Here is an 11,621-nt window from a genome sequence, read left to right as displayed (position 1 = left end):
GGGGGCGGGGGGCGGGGCAGGGGGTGTCGGGGGGTGTCAGGGGTGGGGGCGCGGCTGGGTCTGTCAGGGGTGGGGGCGGTGGAGGTCGAATGGGGCCGCGGAGGGCTGGAGGGGGGTTGGGTGGAGCCTCGATCGGGCTGTACGGAGGTCGGGCGGGGCCCGGGAGGGCTGTACAGGGACCGGTTGAAGCCTCGACCGGGCCGTCCGAAGGCCGTGTCGAGCCCCGACCGGGCCGTACGGGCGCTGGACTGGGCCCGAGGGAGCTGACGGTCGGGCTCGCGGGTGGCGGGCGGGTGCCTCAAGGGTGGGGGGTCAAGACGAGCTTGCCGAAGACGGGGGTTGATTCGAGGCGCTCGTGGGCGCGGCGGGCCTCGGTCAGTGGGATCTGTTCGTCGATGACCGGCCGGAGGGCGCCGGCGGCGGCTTGAGCGAAGAGGCTGGCCGCCGCCGCGCCCGCCGCCTCGGGGGCGACGGACCGGAGGCTGAAGGCGACGAGGGTCGGCGAGCTGTGGTAAGTGGTGAGGAGGCTGCCGAGAGCCGCCGCTTCCGGCGCCCCGCCCGCCGCTCCGCAGAGCACGTACCGGCCGTTGGGCCGCAGCATCTCGATGTAGCGGCCGAGGTCCGGGCCGGCGACCGGGTCGACGATGACGTCGTAGGTGTCCGCGCTGCCGTCCTCGCCCGCCGTGCGGTCATGTACGTGCGCGACGCCGAGGTCCCGCAGGCGTTCTCCGCGCTCGGGCGAGGAGGTGATCGCGGTGACCGTGCCTCCGGACCGGGCGGCGAGCTGAGCGGCCATCAGTCCGATGCCGCCGCCGGCGCCCCTGACCAGGACCCGCTCGCCCTCCTCGACGGCCGCCCGCTTCAGGCCCAGGGCCGCGACCAGGGCGTTCACGCCGAGGGCGACGGCGTCGGCCGCGCTGACGGACTCCGGCAGACGTACGAGGCCGCGGGCGTCGGCGACGACGTACTCGGCGTAGGCGCCGGAGTCGGCCAGTGCGAAGACGCGTCGGCCGATCCAGTGCTCCTCGACGCCCTCGCCGACCGCGACGACGGTGCCCGCGGCCTCCGTACCCGGAACGAAGCCGGGCTCGGACAGCGGCTGGTAGTGGCCGTCGCGCGCCATGACGTCGACGTAGCCGACGCCTGCGGCCTCCACCCGGATGAGGGCCTGGCCCGGTCCGGGCCGGGGCTCGGGGCGGTCGACGACCCGCAGTACTTCGGCGCCTCCGAACGACGGGACGATGACAGCCTTCATGGCCACTCCTCTTCGTAAAAAACGCCACTGAGTGCCAAAAGCCTATCAGTGGCTCACTCGCTGGTAGAGTGACCGCATGCCCCACCCCTCCGCGCCGCCCGCGGGCCGGCAGCCCACCGCCGCCTCGCTGCGAGAACGCAAGAAGCAGCGGACCCGGGACGCTCTCATCGACGCCGCCCTGCGCCTTTTCCAGGAGCGGGGGTTCGCCGAGACGACGCTGGACGAGGTGTGCGCCGAGGTCGAGGTCTCCAAGCGGACGTTCTTCCGCTATTTCGCCGGCAAGGAGGAGGCCGCGCTGGCGCCCAGCCATGAGCTGTGGCTGGTCTTCCTGGGCGAGGTCGCGTCCCTCACGCCGGGCGGCGGCACCGTCTTCGCGGCTCTGCGGGAAGCCCTGTTCGCCGCGTTGGAGCGGATGACGGCGCCGGGCTGGGCGGAACGGGCCGCCGCGGGCCGGCGGCTCGCCGAGACCTCGCCCTCGGTCGCCGCGTACAGCCTCAGCTTCTGCGACCGGATCAGCGACGAGAGCCGGCGGACGCTCGCCGTCCGGCTCGACCTCGACGATCCGGAGGACTTGCGGCCGCGCCTGGCCCAGGACTTGCTCGTGGCCGCGTTTCATGCCGCCATGGAGCGGTGGGCGCGGCAGCCCGGCCCGAAGACCGTCTCCGGTGGGCCTGCTCGCGCCGGTGAGGGCCGCTCACGCCGGCCGGGCCTGCTCGCGCCGGTGAGGGCCGCTCACGCCGGCCGGGCCTGCTCGCGCCGGTCAGGGCCGCTCACGCCTGCTGGGGTTGTTCGCGCCGGTCAGGGCAGCCCGCACCGGTCGAGGTCGCTCGCACCGGTCGGGACCGCTCACGCGGGCCAGGGCGGGTGGCAGGGCGGTGTGGTCAGGGCGCTGACAGCCGGGCGGCGATGCCGTCCAGGACGTATGTGAGACCGGTGTCGAAGACGGTGTCGGCATCGCGGGCAGCGGCGTCCACGACGGCCTCGGAGAGGGTGGGGTAGCGGCCGGTCGCCAGCATGCGGCCGATGTACGGGCCCGCGGCGGCCTGCCATTGCTGCTCGTCCGGGCCGGTGGTCCGCTCGGCCCGCGCCTCGGCGACCTCCTTCCTGACCGCCCCGACCAGGTAGGCGTCCACCGCGTCGACGGCGGCCAGGACCGTGTCGATGCCCTCGAACCCGGGGGCGCGGCGCAGCGCCGCCAAGGACGCCTCGAAGTCGGCCAGCGCGTTCGGCCCGAGGTGCGGCCGGCCGCCGAGCAGATCGGCGAACCACTCGTGCCGGAGGGCCGCCACCCTGCTGCGGTGGGCATGTGAGCGCAGGTCACGGCGCCAGTCCCCGCCGGGCGAGGCGGGCCCGGCCGACGGCTCGGGCGCGATGATCTCGCCGTAGACAGCGTCGACCATCAGGTCGAGCAGTTCCTCTTCGGTGGACAGGTAGCGGTACAGCCGTACCGGCCCCGTGTCGAGCGCGGCGGCGACCTCGCGCAGGGACACCGCGTCCAGCCCGCCGGCGTCCGCCAGCTCGACGGCGGCTCGTACGATCCGGTCCCGGCTCAGCAGGGACGGCTTCGGCCGGCTCCGAGGCTCGGGGCGTTCCCATACGAGCGTGGGCGTGGCGGCCTCGGGCGAGTCGGGCGCAGGGGCTTCGGCGGCTGGGGCCTCGGCTGCGGGCGTCTCGGCCTCGGCCTCGGGGGAGTCGGCCATGGGCACCCCGGCCTCGGGCCGCTCGGGTGCGGTCCGCCGTCGTGCCCTCATCACGCCTCGTCCTCCGCCTGGTCGTCCTCCGCCGGGCTCCGGCTGCTGCGGCTGCTGCGGCTGTCCTGTCGTCCCGCCGGCCTGCTCTCCTGCTCTCCTGCTCGCGATTGTCCGGTGGCGACGATACAGCGCGACTGTTCGACGCGCGGTCCGGCGGTCGTTACGCCGCCGGGGTGCCCTCCGGCCAGCTATAGCGGTGTTCGGGGCGGCCTGTTTCGCCGTAGCGCAGGGTGAGATGCAGCCTTCCCGAGCACTCCAGTTGTTTGAGGTAGCGCTGGGCCGTGGAGCGGCTGAGGCCGGTGCGCTCGGCGACCTCGTGTGCCGACAGGGGGAGGGAGGCGTCCGAGAGGGCCCGGCGGATCAGTTCGGCGGTGGGTGCGGAGTGGCCCTTCGGCAGCGGGGTGCTGGCCGCGGCGGCGCGCAGGGTGCCGAAGATACGGTCGACTTGATCCTGGCCCGCCTCCTGGGCGCCGTCGAGGGCGCGGCGGAGCTGGGCGTACGCGTCGAGCTTGACGCGGAGCCCGGCGAAGGTGAACGGCTTGACGATGTACTGGAGCGCCCCGAAGCGCATGGCCGTCCGCACCGTGGCCACATCGCGGGCCGCCGTCACCATGATCACGTCGGCGGGGTGTCCGGACTGCCGGAGCCGGCGGACCAGCGACAGGCCCGTCTCGTCCGGCAGATAGTGGTCGAGCAGCACCAGGTCGACGCCGCCGCCCTCCAGCACGGCCAGCGCCTGGGCCGCGTTGTGCGCCGTGCCCCGGACATGGAAGCCGGGCACCTTGGCCACGTACGCGGCGTTGACGCGGGCGACGCGGAAGTCGTCGTCCACGACCAGGACCTCGATCATCGGTTCGCTCCTTCGAGTACGCGCAGCGCCTCCGGCAACTCCACCGTGAACACCGCGCCGCCGCCCTCGCGGCAGGTCACCTCCGCCGTACCGCCGTACCGTTCCGCGAGCCGCCGCACCAGGGCGAGGCCGAGCCCCCGCCGCCGGTGGGAGGGCGGTTCCTTGGTGGACCAGCCGTCGGTGAAGACCAGCTCCCGCGCCGCCGCCGGGACGCCGGGGCCGTTGTCGGCGACGCGCAGGCACAGCGTGGCCCCCTCGGCCCGCAGCTCCACTTCGACGAAGGGGCCCTCGCCCTCGCCTTCGCCGTCGCCCTCGTTCTCGTCCTCGCTCACCTTCCGCCGTACGCGCGCCCCGGCCGCGTCCAGCGCGTTGTCGACCAGGTTCCCGAGGACGGTGACCAGGTCGCGCGGGTCGACCACCCGGTCCGGCAGATCGGTGGCCGGCGAGATCCGCAGCGCGGCGCCGCGCTCCGCCGCGATCGCGCTCTTGCCCACCAGCAATGCGCTGACCAGCGGTTCCCGTACGCGCTCGGTCACCTGCTCGGCGGTCGCGCGGTGCGCGCCCGCCACCTCGGCGACGAACTCCGCGGCCTCCTCGTACAGCTCCAGCTCCAGCAGCCCCACGATGGTGTGCAGCCGGTTGGCGTGCTCGTGGTCCTGGGCCCGCAGCGCCTCCGTGAGGCCGCGGGTGCCGTCCAGCTCCCGCCCCAACTGCTCCAGTTCGGTACGGTCGCGCAGCGTCGCGACCGTACCGCCGTCCGCCGTGTCCATCCGGTTGGCGACCAGGACCCGGCCGCCGCACACCGTGAGCAGGTCCGTACCCGCCACCCGGCCCGCCAGGACCTCCGTCGTACGGCCCGGCGGCAGCACCTCGTCGAGGGGGCGGCCGGTGACGCGGGCGCCCGGCGCCAGGCCGAGCAGCCGCTGCGCCTCGTCGTTGACGAGCCGGACCCGGCCCCGCCGGTCGAGCGCGACGACCCCCTCGCGGATGCCGTGCAGCATCGCCTCCCGCTCGTCGAGGAGCGCCGAGATCTCCGACAGCTCGATGCCGTGAGTGCGCCGTCGCAGCCGCCGGGAGGCGACGAGGGCGGCCAGCGCCCCGACGCCCAGGGCCGCGCCCGCGTATTCGAGGACGCCGGGGACGCTGTGCAGGAGCAGGGCGCGCACGCTGTCGTAGGCGATGCCGACCGAGACCGCGCCGACGACGGCGCCCGTGGAGTCGCGCAGCGGGACCTTGCCGCGCGCGGAGCGGCCGAGCGTGCCGCGGTCGATGCCGGTCCACTCGTGCCCGGCCAGCGCCTCGCCCGGGTCCGTGGAGACCGGGCGGCCGATCTCGGCGGGGGTGGTGTGGGAGTAGCGGATGCCGTGCGCGTCGACGATGACCACGTAACTGGCGCCGGTCGCGCGCCGCACGCGCTCGGCCGCGCCCTGCACCGGGCCGTCCACGGCGGGCCGGGTGGTGAGCATGGCCCGGGCGATGCCCGGCTGGGCGGCGGTGGTCTGGGCGATCGCCAGGGCGCGCCGCGCCGCCTGCGCGTCGAGCTGGTCGCCGAGCGGGGCGAGGAAGAGGCCGGCCGCGAGGACGGTGACGCCCGTCGTGATCAGGAGCTGTACGAGCAGCACTTGGGCGAACACGCGGCGGGGCCACCGGATGCGCATGCGTGCCCCTTCCTTGCTCTTCCCTGCCGTTCCTTGCCGGGCCCTGCCGTGTCCGGTTCCTTGCCGGCCCTGCTGTGTCCGTCGTCCCCTGCCGTGTCCGCCGTTCCCTGCCGTGTCCGCCGCTCTCGACGTTCCCGCCGTTTTCTGCCCTTCCCCGGCGGCCCGAGGCCGCAAGTGCTGTTGTAGCGCGAGCAAAACGAGCAGAACAGGGTTTGCGCGCTCAAGCCGCACAGTGCTCACAAGACTCCCGCCGCGCCGCGGGTCCCGCCTAGCCTCCAGCCCCAGTCGCCCCGCACGGGACCGCGGGGCAGGGAGGTGGGCGATGACCACGCACAGCGACCCGGGCCCCGGCGCCGCCCCGGCCATCGAACTGCGCGGCGCGAGCAAGGTGTTCCGTACGCCCTCGGGCGCCGGGCACACGGCCGTACGGGATCTCGGACTGACCGTGCGGCAGGGCGAGTTCGTGGCCGTGGTCGGCCCGACCGGCTGCGGCAAGTCGACCACGCTCACGCTGGTGAGCGGCCTGGAGGAGCCGACCGAGGGACAGGTGCTGATCGGCGGCGAACCCGTCACCGGCATCCGGCCGGAGGTCGGCTTCGTCTTCCAGCAGGACGCCGTCTTCCCCTGGCGCACGGTGCTCTCCAACGTCATGGCGGGGCCGCGGTTCCGCGGCGTGCCCAAGGCGGCGGCCAAAGAGCGGGCCCGGGACTGGCTCGGCCGGGTCGGCCTCGCCGCCTTCGAGGACCGCTATCCGCACCAGCTCTCCGGCGGCCAGCGCAAGCGCGTCGCGCTGGCCCAGACCTTCGTGGGCGAGCCGCGGATTCTCCTCATGGACGAGCCGTTCTCGGCGCTCGACGTGCAGACGCGGGCGCTGATGTCCGACGAACTGCTGGAGCTGTGGGGCGGCGCCTCGGCGCCGGACACCGCCGCCTCGGTCGTCTTCGTCACCCACGACCTGGAGGAGGCGATCGCGCTGGCCGACCGCGTCGTGGTGATGACGGCGGGCCCCGCCACGGTCAAGGAGGTCTTCGCGGTCGATCTGCCACGACCGCGCCAGGTCGAATCGGTGCGCCTGGAGCCGCGGTTCATCGAGATCTACCGGGAGATCTGGTCCTCGCTCGGCGAAGAGGTCCGCATCACCCGGGAACGGGGGGCCGGCCATGCCGCGTGAGCCGCTGGAAGATTCGCTCGCCGCGTCCTCCGCGCCGGGGCCCGAACCCGCTGTTGTCCCGGAGCGCGAGCGGGAGCGGGAGCAGAAGCCGGAGACGCAGCAGAAGCCGGAGCCGGAGCCGCAGCAGAAGCCGGAGCCGCAGCCGAAGCCGAAGTCGGAGAAGGGCAGTACGGGCCGTGGCGACGGCATGAGCAGCGGTACGGGCCGTACGGAGGCCAGGGCGCGCGCCGCCCGTACCCGCCGGCTGCTCGTCCATACGGCGCGTGCGCTGCTGCTCGTCGCGGTGGTCGCCGCCTGGGAGCTCATGGCCCGCACGAACGTCATCGACCCCTTCAACTTCTCGATGCCGTCGAAGATCTGGGCGCAGATCGTCCAGTGGGTGCAGCACGGCACCGCGCAGGGCTCGCTGGGGGAGCAGATCTGGTACACGCTCTACGAGGCGCTGCTCGGCTGGCTCATCGGCGTCGCCGCGGGCGTGCTGCTGGGGATCGCGCTCGGCCGGATCTCCTTCCTCGCCGATGTGCTCGGCCCGTACATCAAGGTGCTCAACGCGCTGCCGCGGATCGTGCTCGCGCCGATCTTCCTCATCTGGTTCGGCCTCGGCCCGGCCTCCAAGGTGGCCTCGGCCGTGGTGCTGGTCTTCTTCCCCGTCTTCTTCAACGCCTTCCAGGGGGCGCGCGAAGTGGACCGCAACCTGGTCGCCAACGCCCGCGTGCTGGGCGCGAGCAACCGGCGGGTCACGCTCCACGTGGTGGTCCCGTCCGCGACCTCTTGGATCTTCACGAGTCTGCATGTCAGCTTCGGCTTCGCGCTGATCGGCGCGATCGTCGGCGAGTACATCGGCGCGACGAAGGGGATCGGGCTGCTGGTCTCCGCCTCCCAGGGCACGTTCAACGCGGCCGGGGTCTACGCGGCGATGGTCATCCTCGCCGTCGTCGCGCTGCTCGCCGAGGGGCTGCTGACCTTCGCGGAGAAGCGGCTGTTCCGGTGGAAGGCGGGCGGCGGCTCCGGCGCTGACGGCTGACGGCCGGCCCAGGGGCGCGGAGCCCGGGAGCCGCCGAGTCCGGCCCTCGGTCTCCGCTCTCCATGCCCCCGGTCTCCACTCTCCATGCCCCCGGTCTCCGCTCTCCCCAGCAACTCCCCCCTCATGGTTCACACCCCAAGGACACGATGATGCGCACTCTCAGCAGGATCTCCGCGGCCGCCGTCGCCGGCGCGCTGTGCCTCGCCCTCGCCGCGTGCGCCAACGACGCGCAGGTGGGCGGCGGTTCGGGCGGCGGCTCCGGTGGCGGGTCGGGCGGCGCCGACCAGGTCAAGATCATGGTCGGCGGCCTGGACAAGATCATCTATCTGCCGGCCATGCTCACCCAGAAGCTCGGCTACTTCAAGGCCGAGGGCGTGGACGTCCAACTGCTCACCGAGCCCGCCGGTGTGCAGGCCACCACCTCGCTGGTCGCCGGGGACGTACAGGGCGTCGTCGGCTTCTACGACCACACGCTCGACCTCCAGGTGAAGGGCAAACACGTGGAGTCGGTCGTCCAGTTCGCGCGGACGCCCGGCGAGGTGGAGGTGGTCTCCAAGAAGGCCGCGTCCAGCCTCGGCTCCCCGAAGGACTTCAAGGGCAAGAAGCTCGGGGTGACCGGCCTCGGTTCGTCCACCGATTTCCTCACCAAGTACTTGGCCGTCAGAAACGGCGTCGACGTCAGCGAGATCACGCCGGTCGCCGTCGGGGCGGGCCAGACCTTCATCTCCGCGCTCCAGCAGGGCTCGATCGACGGCGGCATGACCACCGACCCGACCGTCGCGCAGGTGCTGGCCAAGGACGTCGGCACGGTACTCGTCGACATGCGCACCCCCGAGGGCTCCCGGGCCGCGCTCGGCGGCCTCTACCCCGCCGCGAGCCTCTATATGAACACCGAATGGGTCGACGGCCACAAGGCGACCGTGCAGAAGCTCGCCAACGCCTTCGTCAAGACGCTGAAGTGGATGCGGGCGCACACGCCCGAGGAGATCGCGGCCAAGATGCCCGCCGACTACGCGCAGGGCGGCAAGGAGCTGTACGTACGGGCGATCAAGAGCACCCTGCCGATGTTCACGGAGGACGGGGTGATGCCCGCCGACGGCCCGAGGACCGTGCACGAGGTGCTCAAGGCGTTCAACCCGACCCTGAAGAACGCGTCGGTGGACCTGGAGAAGACCTACACCACGGAGTTCGTCAAGAAGGCCGGCTGAGGACCGCCGTTGCGGCACACCTCGTCCCGGACCCGCTCCGGGCGTTCGGCGGCGACCTCGTACACGCCCGTCACATCCATCCGGGCCGGGGTGCCGAGCGGGCTGCCGCAGCTCTCGGGCCGGGGCGGGTCCGCCGCGCCGCGCTCGACCGCGACCCACCACTGGCGGCCGTCGAGATGGCCGACCGTCACGGTCCACGAGGGCGCCGCCCCCTCGGTCCGCAGGACCATGAGCGCGTCGGCGCCCTTCTCGCCGGTCAGTTCCCGCACCGCCAGCTCGGCGGCCTGCGCCGGGCGCTCCCACGCGGACCGGCCGCGGCAGCCGTCGGTGACGATCCTGCCCTCGCGCACCCCCTCGACGGCCTCCCGTACGGCGGTCGCGGTGGCCCGCCCGTACGCGTACCCGTACGGCAGCACGACGAGCGTCGGCGAGAAGCGGTGGCCGCCGATGTGGGTGATCTCCCAGACCGCGGCCGCGTCCGAGGCCGCCAGCTCGGCGGCGAGCGGCCGGCCCAGCAGGGCGCAGCAGCGGTCCCGCTTGCCGTTGGTGCAGACGAGTACGAGCGGGTCGCCGAGGTACGGGCGCCAGTCGTACGGGCCGCGCAGCCCGCGCTCGTCGCCGGCCCCGAGCGCCGCGAAGTCCAGCCCTGTCAGGTGCGCGGGGTCGGTGATCTCGGCCGTACGGATCCAGGAGCCGCCCGGCAGGGTGTGGGCCGCGAAGACCCGGCGGGCGGCCGGTTCGCGGCAGTCGGCCGTACGGGCGGGGCGGCGGATGAGCGCGACGCGCACCCCGTGGGGTTCGGCGGCCTTCTCCAGGGCGCGGCCGAGGGCCGGTTCGAGGCGGCTGGAGGTGAGGGCGTCGGCGCCCCAGGGGCCGGGCTGTTCGATCAGCAGCCAGGTCCGAGCGGTGGCGGCGGTGCCGGCCAGCGGCTCGGACAGGTCACGGGAAGCGGTCGCGCACGTGCTCACGTAGGTAAGCCTAACCTGATCTGGCGGGCGGGGCTTACCACTTGGCGAGGGGCGCGCGGGGCGTATGAGGCGCGTCGGGGGCATGGTCGCCATGGGCCGGGGCGGGAGGCTCACGGGCCGGGGTGTGCCACCGCGCCCTCCGGCGCCCCCGCCGCCACGCCCTTCCCGCGCCCTTCACCACGCCGCCCTCGGTGCGCCGGCGGCTCTCACGGCAGCGGCCGGGGCTCTCACGGCAGCGGCTGCGGCGGGCGCGGCCCGCGGTACTGCCCGCTGGGGCGCATGCGCATGGGGCGCTCCTCGTACTCCTCCAGGGCGTGCGCGATCCAGCCCGCCGTACGGGCGACGGCGAAGATCGTCTCGCCCGCCTCCACCGGCATCCCCGTCGCGACCGACAGCACGCTCAGCGCGAGGTCGACATTGGCGTGCAGCGAGGCGTGCCGGGCCGTGGCCGCCACCACGTCCTGCGCGGCCGCCAGCGCCTCGGCGGCCCTCGGCACCCGCGCCAGCATGTCGAACAGCGCCCGCGCGCGAGGATCTTCGCCCGGGTAGAGGCGGTGGCCGAGCCCCGGCACCCGGCGGCCCGCGCGCAGATGGTCGGCGACGACGGCCGCCGCGCTGCCGCGCTCCAGCACCTCGGCGAGCATGCGGTGCGCGAGCCCGCTGGCGGCTCCGTGGAACGGGCCGTCGAGCGCGCCGAAGCCCGCCGACACGACGGCGTACGGGTGCGCCCGCGCGGAGGCGGCGACGCGCGCGGCGAGCGTGGAGGCGGCCAGGTCATGGTCGATCAGCAGCACCAGCGCCGCCTCCAGAACCCGTAACGACGGCTCGTCATATGGCCGCGCGGTCAGCCGCAGCCACAACCGCTCCACGAACCGGCCGCCTTCCCCGCCCGCCGCCGTCCCGACGAACCGGCCGCCTTCCCCGTCGGCGGCCGTCTCGACGGGCCGGCCGCCTTCCCCGCCCGCCGGCGTCCCGACGAGCCGGTCGCCTTCCCCGTCGGCCGCTGTCCCGACGAGCCGGCCGCCTTCCCCGTCGGCCGTTGCTCCGGCGACCCGGCCGTCCTCACCGTCGGCCGCCGCTCCGACGCGCCAGTCGGGCTCACGTGACTCGCGGGCCTCGCGGGTCTCACGGGACCCCAGTGCCGTGGCGCCCCGCTCCCCGGAGCCCCCGCCCGCTTCGCCCACGGGGCGCCCCGCGGCCGGCAGCGCGTCGACCAGGGTCGGGATCAGGCCGCGGGCCGCGTCCAGTACCGCGTCGGGGGAGAGGTCGAAGCGCAGCGGATCGGCCGCGGCGGCGGCGATGGCCGCGACCCGCAGCCGGTCCATCGGCCCGCTGTGCGCGGGCAGCGCCGCCACCGAGCGACGCGCCGCCGCCAGCGCTTCGGCGGGGGCCGTGAACCGGGTGCCGGGGCGCATCCGGCCGGTCCACAGCCAGTCGGCGACCTCCTCGTAGGAGTAGCGCGCGGCGAGTTCCGTGGCGTCCACGCCGCGGAAGTAGCAGCGGTCGGCGTCGATGAGCGTGATGCCCGTACGGACCACCAGATCGCCCCCGGAGGGGGCCGCCGCCTCGCGCCGGCCGCCGCGCCGTATGAGCGCGTCGACCTCCTTCGCGTCGAAGGTGGAGCCGCGCCCGCCGGGGCGGCGGTGGCTGGTGAGCTGGCCGCGGCTGACATACGCGTAGACCGTCTCGGGCTTCACGCCGAGGCGTTCGGCGGCTTCCCGTGTGGTCAGCCGCTC

Annotated in this window: 10 protein-coding genes; 4 read left to right on the top strand and 6 right to left on the bottom strand. The window is 74.3% G+C overall.

What is annotated here, in order from left to right; translation table 11 throughout:
- Positions 1–298: 298 nt before the first annotated feature.
- A complete protein-coding gene (locus IF55_RS23785; RefSeq protein WP_030884396.1) occupies positions 299–1,255 on the bottom strand; it encodes a quinone oxidoreductase family protein in 957 nt (318 codons plus the stop codon).
- A 76-nt stretch (positions 1,256–1,331) separates the two neighbouring features.
- Here IF55_RS23785 and IF55_RS23780 point away from each other — a divergent pair, with 76 nt between their 5' ends.
- Positions 1,332–2,183: a TetR family transcriptional regulator gene (locus tag IF55_RS23780; protein WP_052405175.1), complete on the top strand. Its 852-nt coding sequence runs from the start codon at positions 1,332–1,334 to the stop codon at positions 2,181–2,183.
- Here IF55_RS23780 and IF55_RS23775 read toward each other — a convergent pair.
- The 3 genes from IF55_RS23775 to IF55_RS23765 form a co-directional block, all read right to left on the bottom strand.
- The gene (locus IF55_RS23775; protein WP_342668331.1) at positions 2,137–3,006 is read right to left on the bottom strand and encodes a TetR/AcrR family transcriptional regulator; all 870 of its coding nucleotides are present in this window, start codon (positions 3,004–3,006) and stop codon (positions 2,137–2,139) included. The two genes, IF55_RS23780 and IF55_RS23775, sit on opposite strands and share 47 nt — an antisense overlap.
- Before the next feature lie 160 nt (positions 3,007–3,166).
- Positions 3,167–3,856: a response regulator gene (locus IF55_RS23770; protein WP_030884386.1), complete on the bottom strand. Its 690-nt coding sequence runs from the start codon at positions 3,854–3,856 to the stop codon at positions 3,167–3,169.
- The gene (locus IF55_RS23765; RefSeq protein ID WP_037965500.1) at positions 3,853–5,514 is read right to left on the bottom strand and encodes a sensor histidine kinase; all 1,662 of its coding nucleotides are present in this window, start codon (positions 5,512–5,514) and stop codon (positions 3,853–3,855) included. Before IF55_RS23765 ends, IF55_RS23770 begins: the two co-directional genes overlap by 4 nt.
- 322 nt (positions 5,515–5,836) lie before the next feature.
- On the opposite strand from IF55_RS23765, the gene IF55_RS23760 reads away from it, so the two are divergent.
- The 3 genes from IF55_RS23760 (at position 5,837) to IF55_RS23750 (ending at position 8,917) form a co-directional block, all read left to right on the top strand.
- Positions 5,837–6,685 (top strand): ABC transporter ATP-binding protein, encoded by an 849-nt coding sequence (locus tag IF55_RS23760; RefSeq protein ID WP_030884380.1) that lies wholly within the window; start codon positions 5,837–5,839, stop codon positions 6,683–6,685.
- A gap of 187 nt (positions 6,686–6,872) precedes the next feature.
- A complete protein-coding gene (locus IF55_RS23755) occupies positions 6,873–7,709 on the top strand; it encodes an ABC transporter permease (protein WP_048832374.1) in 837 nt (278 codons plus the stop codon).
- Between the two features lie 149 nt (positions 7,710–7,858).
- Entirely contained in the window at positions 7,859–8,917 is a 1,059-nt protein-coding gene (locus IF55_RS23750; protein ID WP_030884374.1) for an ABC transporter substrate-binding protein, read from the top strand.
- Here IF55_RS23750 and IF55_RS23745 read toward each other — a convergent pair.
- Together IF55_RS23745 and IF55_RS37560 are read right to left on the bottom strand one after the other, a co-directional pair.
- Positions 8,884–9,885 (bottom strand): ferredoxin family protein, encoded by a 1,002-nt coding sequence (locus tag IF55_RS23745; RefSeq protein WP_078645067.1) that lies wholly within the window; start codon positions 9,883–9,885, stop codon positions 8,884–8,886. The genes IF55_RS23750 and IF55_RS23745 overlap by 34 nt on opposite strands.
- Positions 9,886–10,112: 227 nt before the next feature.
- Entirely contained in the window at positions 10,113–11,615 is a 1,503-nt protein-coding gene (locus tag IF55_RS37560; protein ID WP_048832373.1) for a citrate synthase, read from the bottom strand.
- Positions 11,616–11,621 lie beyond the last annotated feature (6 nt).

The organism is Streptomyces varsoviensis (assembly GCF_000718635.1).
In the GTDB taxonomy this organism is placed as follows: Bacteria; Actinomycetota; Actinomycetes; order Streptomycetales; family Streptomycetaceae; genus Streptomyces; species Streptomyces varsoviensis.
Note: the sequence above shows the minus strand (reverse complement) of the source record. Positions and strands in the feature narration are given on the sequence as shown.